The sequence below is a fragment of the Cutibacterium sp. KBN10P07758 genome (genome assembly GCF_050286205.1).
GTDB classification, from domain to species: domain Bacteria; phylum Actinomycetota; class Actinomycetes; order Propionibacteriales; family Propionibacteriaceae; genus Cutibacterium; species Cutibacterium acnes.
Genome location: NZ_JBNNQV010000001.1, coordinates 2,298,251 through 2,316,358 on the forward strand (window position 1 = coordinate 2,298,251; position 18,108 = coordinate 2,316,358).

Sequence of the window (18,108 nt, forward strand, 5' to 3'; positions counted from 1 at the left end):
GCAGCTCCGCTGGATCCGCGCCTGGTTCGCCGGGCGCGGGCCACTCTTCCCTTTCTCGCAGGTCTGTGCGTGGTGGGCGTGGCTACGGCTTTGCTCATCCTCGCACAGGCCTGGTTGCTGTCCCGTGGTGTCTCGTCGGTCTTCGCCGCCCATCATCTCGACGGCGTGGCGATGTGGTGCGGGCTGCTTGCGGCGGTGTTCTGTGGTCGAGCTTGCCTCGCCTGGCTGCAAGAATCCCTGGCTCATCGAGCTTCAGCGTCAGTCAAGTCGCAATTGCGGCGCGACATCCTGCAAGCCAGGTTGTCGCGTCCCACTGACGCAACGATGCCATCGGGAACCCTCATCAGCCTGATGACAACAGGTCTGGACGCCCTCGACGGCTACTATTCGAAGTACCTTCCCCAGCTTGTACTGGCCGTCATCGTGCCAGTAGTGCTAGCCACCGCGATCGGCCTAAACGACCTCACCAGCGTCGTCATCGTCGTCGTGACGATCCCGCTCATCCCCGTTTTCATGGCCCTCATTGGCTGGCGGACCGAGGCGGCCGTAGCAAAACGGTTCAAGGTAGCCACCCGACTGGCCAACCACTTCGCTGATCTGGTCGCTGGGCTGCCGACCCTGCAGGTCTTCGGGCGAGCCCGCGCCCAACTCGAGGGGCTGCGCCGCACCGAGGCGGCCAACCGCTCCGAAACAATGCGCACCCTGCGCATCAGCTTCCTGTCCTCTTTCGTCCTTGAGCTATTGGCGACCCTTTCGGTAGCCCTGGTGGCCGTTACCGTCGGTTTCCGGGTTGCCGCTGGCGGAATGGACCTGCGCACCTCCCTGTTCATCCTCATCCTCGCCCCCGAAGTTTTCCTGCCGGTGCGGCAGGTGGGGGTGCTCTTCCACGATGCCGCTGACGGAATGGCCGCCGCAGAGGTGTCCTTCGGGCTTATTGAGTCCGGGCGGCCGACGGCACCCAAGAGCGACGTCGAGATCGCCTCACCTCGCGAGGTCCCGGTGGTCATCAGCGGGTTGACGCACACGTATGAAGGGACGGATCGTGCCGCCCCTGACGGGTTGTCTCTGCGCATCGAGCCCGGGAGTGTCGTCGCCCTCGTCGGGCACTCCGGTGGTGGCAAGACGACCGCCCTGTCGTGTGTGCTCGGATTCATCGACCCCGATTCCGGGTCTATCCTCGTCGGCGATCGCGAGCTCATCGGAGCCGACGAATCGGTATGGCAGTCGTGGCGACGTCAGCTGGCCTACGTGCCCCAGGTGCCAGCGATGATGGCCGGTACGGTGGCCGAGAACATCCGTTTAGGGTGCTCGGATGCGCCCGAGGCCATGTTGCGCGACGCCCTGGATCGCTGCGGAGCCGCGGCAATCCCGTTGAATAAGCGTATCGACGACGACGCCGAAGGTCTGTCCGCCGGGGAACGTCGTCGTGTGGCCTTGGCCCGCGCTCTGGTGCGGGTGGAGCAGGCCGAGGCCGGTCTGCTGGTCCTTGACGAGCCGACGGCAGGTCTTGACGCCGACACCGAGGCGACCGTGTTGGAGGCGGTACGTGCCTCGGGAGCATCGGTGCTCGTCGTGTCCCATCGTCGCAACATCATCGCGGCAGCTGACGTGGTCGTCGACCTGGAGGTGCTGGCATGAACGCGCGAACCACCCAGTTGCTCAAGACTCTGTTGCGGGATGTCCCGCGAGGTCGCTGGCTACTCGTCCTGTCGACCCTGCTCGCCGCGTGTGCATCCGGGGCGTCGGTGGCCCTCATGGGTGTGTCAGCGTGGTTGCTGTCTCGGGCCGCAGAGATGCCACCGGTGCTCTACCTGGAGGCCGCAGCCGTCGGGGTGCGATTCTTCGGCATCTCCCGCGGTGTCTTCCGCTACGCCGAACGTCTGGTAGGCCACGACCTGGCTCTGCGGATGCAGGGGGCATTGCGGATGCGGGTCTACGACCGGCTGTCACGTACCACCCTGCTGGGACGTCGCCGGGGTGACCTGCTGGTACGGGTTACTGCCGACGTCGACGCGGTGTTGGACATGGTCGTGCGGGTGATCGTTCCGGCGTGCGCGTCAAGCCTCGTCATCATTGGCACGACGGTCCTGCTAGCCCGGTTCTCATTGGCTTCGGCTGCGGTCCTACTACTGTCGGCCCTACTGGCGGCCGTCGTCATGCCGGCGATCACCCAACGCCTGTCCCGGGCTGCCGACTCTTCCTTGGTGCCGCTGCGTGGTCAGTTGGCCGACCGCACTCGCGAGTTGGCCCATTGCGCCCCAGATCTGGTGGCTTACGGAGCCCAGGACGCGATCCTGGCCGACGTGTTGGAGGTCGATTCCCGGTTGCGCACTGCCGAGAAACGAGCAGCATGGGGACGAGGTCTCGGCACCGCAGGTCAGATCCTGGCAGCCGGATTAGCAGTCGTCTCGGCCCTATGGATCGGTGGCAATGCGGTTGCCGACGGGCGTATCGGTGGGCGAATCCTGGCTGTGCTGGTGCTAACCCCACTGGCCCTCCACGAGGTGTTCGGAGCGTTCACGGGGGCTGCCCAGACTCATACCCGTGCCATGGCGGCCCTGCAGCGGGTAGCCGAGGTGCTCGACGCGCCTCAGGTCGGGGTGGGCGATTCCCCCACCGCGGCCGCTTCCGAGGAAAAACCCTCCTTGGTGATCGAGGAGCTGACGGTTGGTTGGCCGGGAGACCAGCCCGTGCTCTCGAACGTCAACTTGCAGGTGGCGGCTGGAGAATCGGTGGCCATCGTCGGCAGGTCAGGAATTGGAAAGACAACCCTCGCGGCAACCATCATGGGACTCATCCCCCCATTGGCCGGGACAGTGACGACGACCGGGCGGGTGCGTTACTTGGCCCAGAATGCCCATGTGTTCGCAACGTCAATCAGCGAAAATGTACGCATCGGCTGCAAAGAGGCCACCGAGGACGAGGTTCTCACAGCGCTGTCTCGCGCTGGCCTAGCAATTCCGCCGCGACGAGTGGTCACCGAGGACGGCAGCTCCCTGTCAGGCGGTGAGGCCCAACGCCTGGCCTTGGCGCGGGTGCTCGTCAACCATGGCACTCCAGCCGATCCTGCAACTCACGATCTGCTCATCCTCGACGAGCCCAGCGAGCACCTAGACGTCGAGACCTCCGAGGCTCTCATGAGCGACCTGTGGGCGACCACCGGTGGGGCCGCGAAAGTGGTCATCACCCACGACCCTCTCGTCATGGCACGATGCGACCGGGTGTGGGAAGTGGGCTAACTTACACAGCAAACTCGCAAGGGACCGCCAACGACGAACGTCACTCAACCTCACGAATCAGCTGCAGTGGCGACCTTCAGCACAAATGAGATTAAATCTGGAATCTACACAGTCGTTACTTAATTGTGACACCGACCCTGTTACATTTTCGGCTATGGCGTCCATACGACCCTCGCTTCAGATCCCCTTCGCCTGTCTCACTACCGTCTGCCTCCTCGCAACAACCACACCGGCCCCTGCACATTCCACGACCATCCTCAGTGCAGACGACAGTGCAGCACTCACCCGCAGTGCAGCCGCCTCCGCCAGTGTCGCACCAACAACATACCGAGAATTCTTTAGTGATAGTTCTACGACTGCATCAACAGCTCAGGACACCGAACGTACTGAAGTTCGTGCCTCTAATAGCGGTAATTCAATTACTCACTTCTCAAACAATGAGTCTTTCTCAGTTTCCCTACCCGGGTCCTCCAGCAACGTCACGAGGAGCAGCGATAGCACAGTCGCAACTCTCGGCGACGATGCCAGATCGGACAACTTTGCACTAGCTATCACCACCCCTGCTGAAGGTGAAGCAACAGTCCACTCAATCCTCCTGACTGAGAGCGCTCCTCAAACGTTCTCCTACACCTTCCACAACATCACTCGGATCAGCAGCGACGGGCATGGCGGCGCTGATCTGTTTTATGCGGATTCGAACGACGAACTCGTTCAAGTTGGCCACGTCGAACGTGCATGGGCTCGCGACGCAATCGGCCGGCCTGTGCCAACGCATTACGAGATCCATGGTAGTAAGCTCACCCAGGTCGTCGACCACAGAAGCGGTGGCTACACCTATCCAATCGTCGCCGACCCATCGTGGTCGGAAATCTGGTCCGCAATCAAGCATGGCGGATCGAAGGTCGCCAGCGCAGCCAAGTGGCTTGGCTCAAAAGCTGGATGGGTCGTTGGCAAGACTTGGTCAGGCGTCAAGGTAATGGCCCCAAAGGGACTCAAAGCGGGGAAGTTCCTCGCGAAGAAGGTCGGACCGGGGGCCGTTGTGCTCTGTGCTGCGGGAGCTGGCTGGGCTTGGTACCGCTCCGACGCACACGGCTGGGTCCGCGTTGGCGACGCTGTCAGCGGCTGCCTGTTCTAGGCTAAGGAGATTCATCACCATGTTTCAACGCTCTTGGCGCAACGCCTTCCTGGCCTTGGTCGGCTGGCTTGTCGCCGGTTTCATCGTCGTCAAAATCACCGATGCGCTCACTCACGGCACGCACTGGTGGCTTTACATCCCCTTCGCTGTGATCGGCCTTGCGTCAGCGGTCATTCATGTTGCCACCGCACGTAGTAGCAGCTCAGACTCTCGCTGACGCAACGTCCGCGACGACGCCTCAGCCACCCCGGCCAGACCGATCCTCCCCGAGGTGGGCGCCCTGGATCCCGAGCACAGAGAAAACAGAGTGGACTTACCTGCCCCGTTAGGGCCCAGCAAGACGGTCCTGCCGGGAGCAAGCTCGACGGTCACACCGTGCAGGACCTCGTGGTGACGCCGGTAGGAAAACGTCACATCGTCAATGATCATCGTCGCTGATCGTACTGGAACGTCACGAAAGCAGCCAAACAGACCCGGCTGCATTGAACGGCGCATCTTCCTTACACCCTCAGGCACAGCAGTGCCCCGGTCCCTCAACCGGGGCACTAGTTCTGGTCGTGTTTTACCGGTCGTCGACGACGATGACATAAAGCCGACGAGGCCCATGCACTCCGTCAACCCGGGACAACTCAATGTCAGAGGTGGCCGAACCACCGGAAATGAAGGTCAACGGGTGTCCCTCATGCACCGCCGGTTTGACGATCTGGATGGCCTCCGGGACGTCGGAAACCACCTGGCTAGCCTTGACGACGCAGACGTGGCGATCCGGGACAAGGGTGATGGCCCTACGCCCCTGGTCCTCCACGTGGGTCAACACGATGCTGCCCGTGTCAGCGATACCACACGCAGCGCCGGTGACGACAGCATCGGTGTCATTGAGCTCCTTCTTCGATAGCTGCGGATCATCGAGGCGGGCGTCAAACCCGGCAGTCTTGATCGCCTCCACCCAGGACTTGTCCAAACCGACCGGAACGACGGCGCTGTGCTCAGCACCGGTAGACCTCAGCCCCTCAACGACGGCCTGGGGAACGTCAGCCCCCTTGACCCGCACGACGGTCGCCTTGTAGTCGATGACCTTTTCGACAAAGGTGCCAACCACGTCGTCCATGTCGATGCCAGTGCCGTACTCCCACTCGATCGGCACATCTGCGACCGGGTCAGAATTGGTGATGTCAGTGCTGGCGCGACGAATCCGGGCGAGGATCTCGGTACGCGCCACCGGATCAGTGCTGATGGTGGTCATCGCTGCTCCTGTCTGTTCTTCTTCCACCAGGTGCGGAAAGTGTCAGCCGGGGGTGCGTCAACGTCGCGATATTTAAGCCACCGCTCGGCCACCGGCACCGGAACCGGCCCCATCTTCTTGCCCCGCAGAACACGTCCCACGCCACGCGAGCCAACCTGGATCGCCTCGAAATGTTTGTGATCACTGAACGCCCACGAGGCCGTCTTCATGAGACCCATCTCGCCGGCCACCTCGTAGTCCTGCGGTATACGGTCGGCTTTCTCGGACTTGACCACCTTATTACGCAGCTTGAGGAGGATATCGGTGAAGGGGATCTTCACCGGGCATACCTCATTACACGCACCGCACAGCGAACACGCATACGGCAGACCACGATCGACGGGATGCTCCACGCCCCGCAACTGCGGATTGAGCACAGCACCGATCGGCCCCGGGTACACCGAGCCGTAAGCGTGACCGCCCGCCCGCTCGTACACCGGGCAAATGTTGATACACGAAGCACACCGGATGCACCTCAACACTTCGCGGCCAAGGGTGTCGGCAAGCACGTCGGTACGACCGTTATCAAGAAAAATGACGTGCTGTTCCTGTGGCCCGTCACCGTCGGTCACACCGCTCCACACCGAGTTGTACGGGTTCATCCGTTCCCCGGTGGCCGAACGCGGCAACAGCTTGAGGAACACCTCAAGGTCGTCAAAACTCGGCAGCACCTTCTCGATGCCGACGATCGACACCAGGGTGTCCGGCAGAGTCAGGCACATACGGCCATTGCCCTCAGACTCAACGATCACTAGGGACCCGGTATCGGCGAGCACGAAATTGCCACCCGAGACGGCCATTTCGGCACGCAGGAACTTTTCGCGCAAATGCAGACGAGCCGCATTGGCCAGCTCCGGCGGGTTCTCCGAGATGTCCTCGGGGGCCGGACGGCCATAATTCTTCATCTCATGCAGGAAGATCTCGCGGACCTCGGCACGATTACGGTGGATGGCCGGCACGACGATATGGGACGGACGGTCGTGGCCTAGCTGCACAATGAGCTCAGCCAGGTCTGTCTCCCACGCCGCGATGCCTTGCTCTTCGAGGTACTCGTTGAGGTCAGTTTCCTGACTGGTGATCGACTTGATCTTGACGACCTCGTCAACCCCCTTATCCTTGGCGATCTGGGCGACGATGCGGTTGGCCTCCTCACCGTCCCGGGCCCAGTGGACGTGAACGCCATTCGCAGTCAGGTTCTTCTCCGCCTCAACGAGATAATGGTCGAGGTGGCGGCCGACGCGATTCTTGATGGACTCGGCAGCATCACGCAGATCCTGCCAATCCGGGGATTCGGAGACACGCATGGCGCGCTTATTGCGAATCGTCGTGGTGGCATTACGCATATTCTTGCGCTGCACCGACAAGTTCAACTCACCCTTGACGGCCTTCGAAAACTTCGGCATGCCCATGTACGTGCCGGGCTTGTCGGGAGCTGGGGTCAGCCGGGCGACGCCGTGGTTTCCGTACGTGACGCGACGCAATTCGGTGCCCATGGGTCAGTCCTCCTCAGTGTTGGCGAGGATTTCGGCGATGTGAATCGGCTTAACGCCCGAGTTCTGGCGCGATAGCACACCACCGATATTCATAAGGCAGGAGTTATCGCCGGCGACGACGTACTCAGCCTCGGTCTCGCGGACGTGGCGGGCCTTGTCGTTGGCCATTGCCGCACTCATATCGGGGTTCTTAATGCAGAAAGTGCCGCCGAACCCACAGCACTGCTCGGCCATCGGCAGGTCGACCAGGGTCATGCCTCTGACGTGACGCAGCAGATCGTAGGGACGATCACCAAGGTTCAGCAGCCGCTTGCCGTGGCAAGACGGGTGATACGTCACCCGGTGCGGGAAATATGCGCCGACGTCAGTGACCCCGAGAATGTCGATGAGGAACTCGGGTAGATCGTAGGTGCACTGGCTGGTGTGCTCGACCTCCTTGGCCAGACCAGAATCTCCGGCATACTCGGCGAGCATCGGGTGCTGATCACGAACGGCGGCGACACAAGACCCCGAGGGGGCGACGATGTAGTCGTAGTCTCCGAAGGCTCGCACGTACTGGCGGACGGTGGGAATACCCTCGTCGAAGTATCCGGTGTTGGTCGTCATCTGGGCGCAACAGGTCTGTTTCCGTGGGAACTCAACTTTGCAGCCGAGGCGCTCCAACAGGGTGGTGACGGCCACGCCCGTTTGAGGGAACATCACGTCATTGATGCACGTAATGAACAGCCCGACGGTCATACCCGCCCCCGGCAAGCCGGGCGAGGTAGCCCTGGCGCCAGGGCTTGTAGTGGTTGTCATGGTGACCTCCATTGATAATGAACGGATGCCAGGCGGTGTCAACCGTCAGCAGATTCAGGGGACCATCCATCCGAGCACCGGGGTCGACATGAGGCCGACGATGATGCACATCAGGACGAGGAGGATGATCGAGAATTTAAAAACCTTGCGCAGGATGACCGACTCGCCGCCGGCTAGACCTATCGCGGTGGCCGCGATGGTCAGCGACTGCGGGGAGATCATCTTGCCGACGACACCGCCGGATGCGCCCGCACCAACCAGCAAATGCCGCATGCTTTCCATACCAAGATATGACCCAGCACCGACCTGTTGTCCCACACTGCTCTGTAAGCCAGAGAACAGGATGTTGGCGGAGGTATCGGATCCGGTGACGTACGTGCCGATCCAACCGAGGATCGGGGCGAGGAACGGGTAGACCGCTCCTGCCCCAGCGATGAACATGCCAAGAGCAAGGGTCTGGCCGGAGTCACCCATCACATAGGCCAAAGCGACGACCAAACCGATGGTCAGCATCGAAAACTTCATCTTCTTGGCGTTGATCCATAGCTCTTTAGTGACGTCGGCGAGGGGCACCCGGTAGATGAAGCCCACGAGAATTGCGACGATGGCAAGCAAGAAGCCCGGCTGGGACAGCCATTGCCAGGTGTATGCCTGGTGGGCGGCGGCCTCGCCACCGGCGGTCATGAGTCCGGATAGGCCAGGCCAGGCCATCTTCACGTCGGCGGCTTTGAAACTGTCCTTGACAGCAGGGATAGCGGCGATACCGAAGACCACGATGACGAGGATGTAGGGAACGAGGGCCATAAAGATACGGCTGCCAGTGAGGTCAGAGGTGTCGACCTCCTGAGCCTCGACCGACTCGATCTCGACGGTCGGATCGATTGGGATGCCGATGCGCTCGGCGGCCTCGCGGCCGCCCTTGGGTTTCCAGACTTTAAGGAAAAGCAGGGAGAGGGCGACGGTGACGACGGCGGCGAAAATCTCAGTGAGGTTGTAGACCGGGGTGCCGCCGACGATGACCTTCGTCACACCGAAGACGACGCCGACGAACAGGCCAAAGGGCCAGCATTCGCGAACACCCTTACGGCCGTCCATGATCGCCAGCATGAGGAAGGGGACGACGAGGCAGAGCACGGCGCAAACACGGGCGGTGACCGGGGCCACCATCGCGACGTCCAAGCCACCGGTCTTGGCGGCCATGAGAACCGGCAGACCGACGGCTCCGAACGCCACCGGGACGGTATTAGCGACCAAGGCAGTGATGGCACCACGGAGCTTGCCGAATCCGATAGCGATGAGCATCGCAGCGGCGATGGCGACGGGGGCACCGAACCCGGCCAGGGCTTCTAGTAGACCACCGAAGCAGAAGGCGATGAGGATGCCCAGCACACGCGGGTCGTCGCTGATGAGGAAGAAGGTGCGGCGCAGGTCGTCGAAGCGACCAGAAATGACCGTCACCTGATACATCCAGATGGCGCCCAGCAGGATCCATGAAATCGGGAAGAGGCCGTAGAGGAAACCTTGGACGCTTGAGGAAAACGCCATTCCGATCGGCATACGGAAGGCGGTGATCGCCACAAGGAGGGCAACACACCACGAAAAGAGGCCAGCCAGGTGCGCCTTCCAACGCAGCGCACCAAGGGTAATGAGCATGGCCAGCACCGGCAGGACTGCCAAGAGGGCCGACAGCCATTGCGACCCCAGCGGGTTGGCCGATGGGGTGAAGGTCTGGAGAAGAACCATCGAAGAACTCCGTTGTTCAACCACTGCCTACGGTCGGCTAACCGCTGGCAAGGTCGGACCGATTTGGTCCGACCAATATGACGGTAGGACCTTTTTCGATGGACGTCAAGCACTTCCGTTCAATTCGTAGTTAGCTTAACAATTATTTGTGCAGCATTTAAGGTTTGCCTACGCTGTCAATGACTTTAAATATGTTGTGAGCGTGCGCGGCGACGTCCAGCACCGGACTGCGCACATCTCGACTCAGGCGTACCTCACATACCGCACCAAGCCACTATGAGAATCGCCGAGATCACACCACATCGCCCCGGGAAGCTCATGAGGTGGACATAAGATGAACTATTGGCGCCTACGAATCAACTCACCGACGAGGATCCCAGCCATGACACAGACCCGCGACGCCGGCTCCAGTCGACCAGACCCACACGCTGGACATCAGGCATCAGTGACCCATTCGAGCACCGCCTCGAAATCGGGGGGGTTCTCGGTTGTCATGCGCCACATTGACGACGAAATCCTCGCCGGACGGTGGGTCAACGGTTCTCGTCTTCCCCCAGAGCGAGAGCTCGCAGCTTCTCTAAGCGTCAGTCGGGGAGCGGTTCGAGAAGCCATTCGGGCTTTAGAGGCCCAGGGGATCCTGTCCTCAGGCACCGGACGCAGCAATGGAACCCGCGTCGACGCCCGCCCCTCAGACGCCATGGGACGCATACTGCGGCTGCAATTAGCCCTCGACGTTGTTTCGTTCGCTGATCTCACTGAAACCCGTATAGCGCTTGAAAAAGCTGCCTGTGCTGCAGCGGCAAATGTGCGCGCCCCTGTGCCCTTAACTCGGGCGACAGACCTCCTCGTTCAAATGCACGACGCTATGCAACCTGACTCCTTCAACGCCCTCGACACTGCCTTCCACGTCGCCTTAGCCGAAGCTGGAGACAACCGCCTCATGAGGGACCTGACGGTGGCCATTCGCGAGGCGGTGCACCTACCTATCTTGGAAGCGGAGCATTCCCTTATTGGGTGGGAACAATGGCGTGACGGTCTCGTCTGCGATCATCAAGAAATGCTTGCCGCGATCGAGAATGGCGACTCCGAGCGAGCAGCCAAGGTCACCGAGGCGCACATCCGCAATACCTACAACACCCTGCTCATCGACAGATGATTAACGCCGGTTCACCCGCGGTCAGTTGTGCTGCTTATCCAGCTCCCCCTGGAGTCGCTCCAGTTTGGCCGTCATCTCACCGGTACGCCCGGGACGAATATCGGCTTTGAGTACAAGCGACACCCGAGTGCCATACTGCGCAACCGCTTCGGTAGCCCGCTTAACGATATCCATGACCTCATCCCACGAGCCCTCGATTTCAGTGAACATCGACGAAGTGTGGTTGGGCAACCCAGAATCGCGAACCACTCTGACAGCAGCAGCAACGGCGTCGGCAACGCCACCGTCCTCCCGTGAAGCTCGGCCACCACTGGGAACAAGACTGAAGGCAACGATCATGGTTCCAGTCTTGCACCATCGGCCAGGAAACCACCGAGTTTGACATCGAGGGCACACACCGCTGCGAGTCCTCATACCTCACCATATTTCGATAATAAAATGGTTCGTAATTCCAAAATCTCGGATGCGGTTTAGGCAAACCTTCCTGCACCAAATTTCATCTCCTATACCCTGACCTGCACGCCCTTTCACATGTGGTCTAACATCGGCTGTAGGTTCGTTTGCGAACCCCACATTCGCAATCTGAAATGCCGCATTTCCAACAGGAAGAGCCAGGTATGAGCGCCGAGACTATGACGAGTGACACCACCGACCCAAACGGGTACGTCATCAGGGAAAACCAGGACATCACTGCACGTCCTGACCTAGCCCGCACGACCGGCCGCGTTACTCCCACCCGTACCCGCAGACCCGTATACCTCGACATGCTTCCTCCCTGTAATGCTGGCTGCCCAGCCGGCGAAAACATTCAGGAGTGGCTGCGCCTCATCAAGGCCCACGAAGAAGAGAAGGCATGGCGTCAACTGACCGCCGACAACCCCTTCCCTGCCATCCACGGTCGTGTCTGCTACCACCCCTGCGAAGTGGCCTGTAACCGCGCCGACCTCGATGGTGCCGTGTCCATTCACTCCGTGGAGCGCTACCTCGGTGACCTTGCCATTGAAAAGGGCTGGACGTTCACCAGGCCCACGGAGCCCTCCGGGCACCGCGTCCTCGTCATTGGCGCTGGCCCGGCCGGCCTGTCTGCCGCCTACCACCTCGCAATGCTTGGCCACGACGTCGAGATCCACGACGCGGGCGACAAAGTCGGCGGCATGATGCGCTACGGCATCCCCGAATACCGTCTACCGCGCGAAATCCTCGACGCCGAAGTAGCACGTCTCACCGACCTCGGCATCAAGATCGTCCTCAACCATCCCGTCAACGACCTCATGGAAGAAAAGGCCAAGGGGCGTTTCGACGCCGTCTTCGTGGCCATCGGCGCCCATCTATCCAAACGCGTCGACATCCCAACCGTTGATGCCTCCCGAATGGTCGACGCCGTGAGCTTTTTGCACAACGTCGCCGCCGGCGAGAAGCCACTCATTGGACGCCGCGTAGCTGTTTACGGCGGCGGCAACACCGCCATGGATGCCGCGCGCGTCGCCAAGCGCCTCGGCGCCGAGGAGTCCATCGTCGTCTACCGACGCACCGCAGAGCAGATGCCCGCCCACGCCGAAGAGCGCGAAGAAGCCGAGCGCGAGGGCGTCCAGATGAACTGGCTGCGCACCATCACTGACGTCGGCGACGACCTCACCGTCGAGGTCATGGAACTCGACGAGGACGGCAAGCCGCACGGCACCGGTCGCTACGAGAAACTCGAAGCCGACACCGTCATCCTTGCCGTCGGCCAGGACGCCGACACCAGCTTCCTACACAAGATGCCCGGTATGAGGTTCCGCAACGACGTCGTCGACGTCAACCCCTCAACCCTCATGACCGACGTCCCCGGTATCTTCGCCGGCGGCGACACCGTCCCCTCCGAGCGCACCGTGACGATCGGCGTTGGCCACGGCAAACGCGCCGCCCGTCAGATCGACCTGTGGCTGAACCGCGAGTCCGGTTACCCGACCGCCAAGAACACCACGGTGGGCTTCAACGACCTCAACCTGTGGTACTTCGGCGATCACCTGCGTCGTCACCAGCCCGAACTCGACCCGACCCAGCGCGTCGGATTCGACGAGGTCGTCGGTGGACTCACCGACGATCAGGCCCACTTCGAAGCCGGACGATGCCTATCCTGCGGTAACTGCTTCGAATGTGACGGCTGCTACGGTTCCTGCCCTGAGGACGCCATTATCAAGCTCGGCAAGGGCCACCGCTACGAATTCAACTACGACAAATGCACCGGATGCGCCACTTGCTTCGACCAGTGCCCAGTTCATGCTATTGAGATGATTCCCGAAGGCACGGACCCGGCCACCGTACAGGGATCTGGCAACCCCACACCCGGCTGGGCGGTGCGTCCTGAACCTAATCCACAACGGTCAGCTTCGCTGAAGTTCACCGTCGACTCCGAGAACTGAGAAGGAGGACTGACCATGGCAAATAGCTCCGACTCCCGCGTCCGCACCATTGCCGACGGCAACACCGCCGCCGCCTCGGTCGCCTACCGTTGCAACGAACTGTGCTCGATCTACCCGATCACCCCGTCCTCCCCGATGGCTGAAACCGCCGACGAGTGGTCTGCCGCCGGGCGCAAGAACATCTGGGGAGACATCCCCACCGTCATGGAGATGCAGTCCGAAGGTGGCGCCGCCGGGGCGATACACGGCGCTCTGCAGGGTGGCGCCCTGAGCACCACCTTCACGGCCTCCCAAGGCCTACTGCTCATGATCCCGAATATGTACAAGATCGCTGGTGAGCTCACCAGCACGGTCTTCCACGTGGCCGCCCGTTCGCTAGCCGCCCAGGGCCTATCCATCTTCGGCGATCACCAGGATGTCATGGCCTGCCGTCAAACCGGCTTCGCCATGTTGTGCTCCTCGACCGTGCAGGAATGCCACGACCTGGCCCTCATCAGCCAGGCAGCGACGATGCACTCCCGCGTGCCCTTCATGCACTTCTTTGAAGGTTTCCGCACCTCCCACGAACTCAACGTGCTCGAGATGCTCTCGGACGACGACATCCGACACTTCATCACCGATGACCTCGTCCACGCTCATCGGGAGCGCGCCCTCTCTCCGGCTCACCCGTTCATCCGCGGCACCGCCCAGAACCCCGACACCCACTTCCAGGCTCGTGAGGCCGCAAACAAGTACTACGAGAAGGTGCCGAGCATCGTCCAGTCCCTCATGGACGAGTTCGCCCAGGTCGTCGGACGTCAATACCATCTCGTTGAGTACCACGGTGATCCTGAAGCCACCGAGGTCATAGTCTGCATGGGCTCTGGCGCCCGCACCATCGAGCACACCATCGACCACTTCAACGCCCGCGGGCACAAACTCGGTCTCGTCGAGTTGCACCTGTTCCGTCCCTTCCCGGTCGCCGAGGTCGTCAAAGCCATCCCGGAGACAGCTCGTACCGTTGCCGTCTTGGACCGCACCAAGGAGCCCGGCTCGAACGGCGAGCCCCTCTTCCTCGACGTGCTGGCTGCCTTATCCGAGGCTTATTCCCGCGGCACCCGAAATTCCATGCCGATTGTCTCAGGCGGCCGTTACGGGATCTCGTCAAAGGAGTTCACCCCCGGTATGGTGGCCGGGATCGTCGCCGAGCTCGAGCTGGAGAGTCCGCGTCCCCGCTTCACCATCGGTATCGACGACGACGTCACCGGCATATCCCTGCCATGGGAACCCCTCGACATCGAGGATCCCACAACGATCCGCGCAGTGTTCTACGGCATGGGTTCTGACGGCACCGTCGGTGCTAACAAGAACACCATCAAGATCCTCGGATCGGACCCCAACACCTACGCCCAGGGCTACTTCGTCTACGACTCTAAGAAGTCCGGTTCCAAGACGACTTCCCACCTGCGTTTCGGACCCAAGCCGATTGAGGCCCCCTACCTGGTCAGCCAGGCAGGGTTCATCGGTATCCACGCCTGGGGGATCCTGAAGTCGATGGATGTGCTGACAATGGCCCGCGAGGGAACCACCGTCCTACTCAACTCTCCGTACGCGGTCGATGAGGTGTGGGACAAGTTGCCCGACACCATGCAACGTCAGGTCCTCGATAAGCACCTCGACTTGTGGACCATCGACGCCCTGTCCGTAGCCCGCAAGGTGGGTCTGCGTAACCGCACCAACACCATCCTGCAAACCTGCTTCTTCGCGATCTCTGGCGTGCTGCCCAAGGATGAGGCCATCGCGAAGATCAAGGATTCGATCCAAAAGACCTACGGTAAAAAGTCCCAGAAGATCGTCGAGATGAACCATGCGGCCGTCGACGCCTCCCTGGAACACCTACACCAGGTCAAGGTTCCCGACCAGATGACTGCCAACCACAGCCTCATCCCGGCTGTGCGCGAGGATTCCCCCGAGTTCGTCAAGAATGTTACCGCCCGAATGATCGAGGGATTCGGCGACCTGCTGCCCGTGTCGGCCCTGCCCGATGACGGCACCTACCCTGCCGGCACCACAAAGTACGAGCAGCGGACGCTATCGGACGTCATCGCCACCTGGGAGCCCAACGCCTGCATCCAGTGCGGCAACTGCGCCTTCGTCTGCCCGCACGGCGTCATTCGCTCCAAGTACTACCCGCAGTCTCAGCTCGAGGGTGCCCCGGAATCCTTCCAGTCCGCAGAACTCAATGCCGCCGGTCTGCCGGAGTCCTGCTACACCCTGCAGGTCGTCCCCGACCAGTGCACCGGCTGCGGACTGTGCGTCGAGGCCTGCCCGGCCCACCCAGTCGGGGAACCCGACCGCAAGGCCATCAACCTTGAAGAGCACCTCGACAAGACCGTCCAGCGCGAGAACGTGAAGTTCTTCGAGACGATCCCGGTTAATGATCGCTCCCGTGTCGACTTCGCCACCGTACGAGGCACCCAGTTCCTGGAGCCCCTCTTCGAGTTCTCCGGGGCCTGCTCGGGATGTGGCGAGACACCTTACGTCAAGCTCATCACCCAGCTCTTCGGTGACCGCGCCGAGGTTGCCAACGCCACTGGATGCTCCTCCATCTACGGCGGTAACTTACCAACGACCCCGTGGGGCAAGAACGCATCAGGACGTGGCCCGGCATGGTCGAACTCGCTATTCGAAGACAACGCCGAGTTTGGCCTGGGTATGCGGATGGCGGCCAACGTCCAAACCGAGCTAGCCAGACGCCGCCTCCAGGAGGTGTCCAGTCAGCTCGACCCGGAGTTCGTCGAGGATCTGCTACACGCCCCGCAGCTGACCGAGCACGACCTGCAGAGCCAGCAGCACCGCGTCAAGGAGCTCCAAACCAAGCTCGCCGACATGGAACAGACCCCGGCAGTGCGCGACCTCATGAGCGTCGCCGACCACTTACTGCGCCGGTCGGTGTGGATTATCGGCGGTGACGGTTGGGCTTACGACATCGGTTCCAGTGGCGTCGACCACGTGCTCGCTTCCGGCCGCGACGTCAACGTCCTGGTCCTCGACACCGAGGTGTACTCCAACACCGGTGGTCAGGCATCGAAATCGACCCCGCTAGGCGCGGTCGCCAAATTCGCCTCGGCTGGCAAACCCACCGCCAAAAAAGACATGGCCCTGCAGGCCATCGCCTACGGGTCGGTGTACGTCGCCCGCGTGGCCCTGGGCGCCGATCCGCAGCAAACCCTGCGGGCCTTCCGCGAGGCCGAGGCCTACCCTGGCCCGAGCCTCATCATCGCCTACAGCCACTGCATCGCCCACGGCTATGACCTGCGCAACGGCCTGGACCAGCAGTACAAGGCGGTCCACTGTGGACACTGGCCGCTGATGCGTTACAACCCGGTGCTAGCCGACGAAGGGCGCAACCCATTCCTGCTCGACTCCCCCAAACCCGACGAGACGTGGCGGGAGTACACCAAGCTCGAACTGCGTTACCGGATGCTCCAAAAGGCCCATCCGGAAGAGGCCGAACGTCTGCTGGACCTGGGCCAGCGCCAGGTGGAACGTCGCTACGCCGAGTATGCCGAAATGGCATCTCGCACCGCCGAGAACTTCGCCGTCGATGCCCGTATGTCCGAGTTCGCCGCTTCATCCAACCGCGCCTGACAGCCACGAAGGAATGACGTGTCATGAGTGATCTTCACACCAAGTACATGGGGCTAACCCTGAAGTCGCCATTAGTTGCCTCCGCCGGCCCCATCCAGCAGAAAGTCGACGGGGTCAAGGCCCTCGCCGACGCCGGGGTCGGAGCCATCGTCATGTACTCCCTATTCGAGGAACAGGTGAGGCACGAGGAGGCTCGGCAAGCCGAAATCGAGCTAGAGTACATGGACTCGTTCGCCGAGTCGCTGAGCTTCTTCCCGACCGTGGCCAGCAACGAAGGCGGCATTACCGAACGCTACCTCGCCCATCTGGAGGCCAGCGCCAATGCCGTTGACATCCCCGTCATTGCGTCCCTCAACGGGGCCACAAACGGCGGCTGGGTCGACACCGCCAAGCGGATGGAGGGCGCCGGCGCGGCAGGCATCGAGTGCAACATCTACATGGTGCCCGGCGACCTTGAACAATCAGCCGAAGAAGTCGAAGACCGCCACGTCGAGATCGTCCAGGCCGTCAAAGACGCCGTGAGTGTACCGGTTGCTGTCAAGCTCTCGCCGTTCTTCTCGGCCCTGGGCAATATGGCCACCCGTCTGGATGCCGCTGGTGCCGACGCCCTAGTGATGTTCAACCGGTTCCTGCAGCCCGACATCAACGTCGAGACAATGCAAGTAGAGCCCGGGGTGTGGCTGTCTTCCCCGGCTGACGCTCGCCTGCCACTGACGTGGATTGCTGCACTGTCGGGCCGCATTGGCGCATCGCTGGCTGCGTCCTCAGGTGTCGAGAGCGCCGCCGACGTTGTCAAATACCTGCTTGCTGGAGCCGACGTCGTTATGACCACTTCAGCGTTGGTGCGTCACGGCACCGGGTACGCGACCGAGCTGCAGAAAGGACTGGAGTCCTACCTGCCACGCAAGGAGGTCAACCTCGACACGCTGCGCGGAATGCTCGCTGTCCCAAATGATGCGTCGACCGCCGAGTACGAACGCAATGGTTACGTCGCGGCCCTCGAGAAGGCCAAAACAACCTACGGATCCTGACCCTCGAATGTCCAGAGGGGCCGGTGGCGATCGTCACCGGCCCCTCGTTATGTCCGACACCTATCGCTGACAAGTGCACGGGCGATGCGCCCTGCCCGGGAGAGCCCACGTTTCTCCTCAACCTCGCACCTCTCCCCGGCTCTCCCCGCGTGTGGCAATCGGGGTAATGATGATGTCCGGTGCCATCTCAGGTTGC

General features: G+C 61.7%; 14 protein-coding genes and 1 pseudogene. 8 read left to right on the top strand and 7 right to left on the bottom strand.

The window, feature by feature from the left end; genetic code table 11:
- Window positions 1-69: 69 nt before the first annotated feature.
- Window positions 70-1,638 carry a thiol reductant ABC exporter subunit CydD gene (gene cydD, locus ACOYO3_RS11355; protein WP_002525776.1) on the top strand — a complete coding sequence of 523 codons (1,569 nt, stop codon included), beginning with the start codon at window positions 70-72 and terminating at the stop codon, window positions 1,636-1,638.
- Complete coding sequence (cydC, locus tag ACOYO3_RS11360; RefSeq protein ID WP_002522922.1) at window positions 1,635-3,239, top strand: thiol reductant ABC exporter subunit CydC; 1,605 nt, start codon at window positions 1,635-1,637, stop codon at window positions 3,237-3,239. The genes cydD and cydC overlap by 4 nt, the downstream gene beginning before the upstream one ends.
- 586 nt (window positions 3,240-3,825) lie before the next feature.
- On the opposite strand, the gene ACOYO3_RS11365 is transcribed toward cydC, so the two are convergent.
- Window positions 3,826-4,014 (bottom strand): hypothetical protein, encoded by a 189-nt coding sequence (locus ACOYO3_RS11365; protein WP_002522921.1) that lies wholly within the window; start codon window positions 4,012-4,014, stop codon window positions 3,826-3,828.
- Between ACOYO3_RS11365 and ACOYO3_RS11370 the strand changes: the two genes are divergently transcribed.
- Together ACOYO3_RS11370 and ACOYO3_RS11375 are read left to right on the top strand one after the other, a co-directional pair.
- Window positions 4,003-4,374 (top strand): hypothetical protein, encoded by a 372-nt coding sequence (locus ACOYO3_RS11370; RefSeq protein WP_002522920.1) that lies wholly within the window; start codon window positions 4,003-4,005, stop codon window positions 4,372-4,374. The two genes, ACOYO3_RS11365 and ACOYO3_RS11370, sit on opposite strands and share 12 nt — an antisense overlap.
- A 19-nt stretch (window positions 4,375-4,393) precedes the next feature.
- Window positions 4,394-4,591, top strand: a complete 198-nt coding sequence (locus ACOYO3_RS11375; RefSeq protein ID WP_002522919.1) for a hypothetical protein — start codon at window positions 4,394-4,396, stop codon at window positions 4,589-4,591.
- Here the strand turns inward: ACOYO3_RS11375 and ACOYO3_RS11380 are convergent.
- The 5 genes and pseudogenes from ACOYO3_RS11380 to ACOYO3_RS11400 form a co-directional block, all read right to left on the bottom strand.
- A pseudogene (locus ACOYO3_RS11380) lies at window positions 4,585-4,803 on the bottom strand (ATP-binding cassette domain-containing protein); the annotation flags it as partial. The gene ACOYO3_RS11375 and the pseudogene ACOYO3_RS11380 sit on opposite strands and share 7 nt — an antisense overlap.
- Before the next feature lie 133 nt (window positions 4,804-4,936).
- Window positions 4,937-5,617, bottom strand: a complete 681-nt coding sequence (locus ACOYO3_RS11385) for a LutC/YkgG family protein (protein ID WP_002522918.1) — start codon at window positions 5,615-5,617, stop codon at window positions 4,937-4,939.
- On the bottom strand, window positions 5,614-7,149 hold the full coding sequence (locus ACOYO3_RS11390) for a LutB/LldF family L-lactate oxidation iron-sulfur protein (protein ID WP_002522917.1): 1,536 nt from the start codon (window positions 7,147-7,149) through the stop codon (window positions 5,614-5,616). The genes ACOYO3_RS11385 and ACOYO3_RS11390 overlap by 4 nt, the downstream gene beginning before the upstream one ends.
- Window positions 7,150-7,152: 3 nt before the next feature.
- Window positions 7,153-7,959 carry a (Fe-S)-binding protein gene (locus tag ACOYO3_RS11395; protein ID WP_002524627.1) on the bottom strand — a complete coding sequence of 269 codons (807 nt, stop codon included), beginning with the start codon at window positions 7,957-7,959 and terminating at the stop codon, window positions 7,153-7,155.
- Between the two features lie 42 nt (window positions 7,960-8,001).
- Window positions 8,002-9,690 carry an L-lactate permease gene (locus tag ACOYO3_RS11400; protein ID WP_002524626.1) on the bottom strand — a complete coding sequence of 563 codons (1,689 nt, stop codon included), beginning with the start codon at window positions 9,688-9,690 and terminating at the stop codon, window positions 8,002-8,004.
- 493 nt (window positions 9,691-10,183) lie between these two features.
- Here ACOYO3_RS11400 and ACOYO3_RS11405 point away from each other — a divergent pair, with 493 nt between their 5' ends.
- Window positions 10,184-10,846: a FadR/GntR family transcriptional regulator gene (locus tag ACOYO3_RS11405; protein WP_002522913.1), complete on the top strand. Its 663-nt coding sequence runs from the start codon at window positions 10,184-10,186 to the stop codon at window positions 10,844-10,846.
- Between the two features lie 21 nt (window positions 10,847-10,867).
- Here the strand turns inward: ACOYO3_RS11405 and ACOYO3_RS11410 are convergent, their stop codons facing one another.
- Window positions 10,868-11,185: a thiamine-binding protein gene (locus ACOYO3_RS11410; protein ID WP_002515786.1), complete on the bottom strand. Its 318-nt coding sequence runs from the start codon at window positions 11,183-11,185 to the stop codon at window positions 10,868-10,870.
- 248 nt (window positions 11,186-11,433) lie between these two features.
- Here ACOYO3_RS11410 and ACOYO3_RS11415 point away from each other — a divergent pair, with 248 nt between their 5' ends.
- The 3 genes from ACOYO3_RS11415 to ACOYO3_RS11425 are packed head-to-tail and all read left to right on the top strand — an operon-like array spanning window position 11,434 to window position 17,912.
- Window positions 11,434-13,251: an NAD(P)-binding protein gene (locus tag ACOYO3_RS11415; RefSeq protein WP_002518640.1), complete on the top strand. Its 1,818-nt coding sequence runs from the start codon at window positions 11,434-11,436 to the stop codon at window positions 13,249-13,251.
- 15 nt (window positions 13,252-13,266) lie between these two features.
- The gene (gene nifJ / locus ACOYO3_RS11420; RefSeq protein WP_002524624.1) at window positions 13,267-16,881 is read left to right on the top strand and encodes a pyruvate:ferredoxin (flavodoxin) oxidoreductase; all 3,615 of its coding nucleotides are present in this window, start codon (window positions 13,267-13,269) and stop codon (window positions 16,879-16,881) included.
- 23 nt (window positions 16,882-16,904) lie between these two features.
- Window positions 16,905-17,912, top strand: coding sequence for a dihydroorotate dehydrogenase-like protein (locus tag ACOYO3_RS11425; protein WP_002524623.1), 1,008 nt, complete (start codon window positions 16,905-16,907; stop codon window positions 17,910-17,912).
- The last annotated feature ends 196 nt before the right edge of the window (window positions 17,913-18,108 follow it).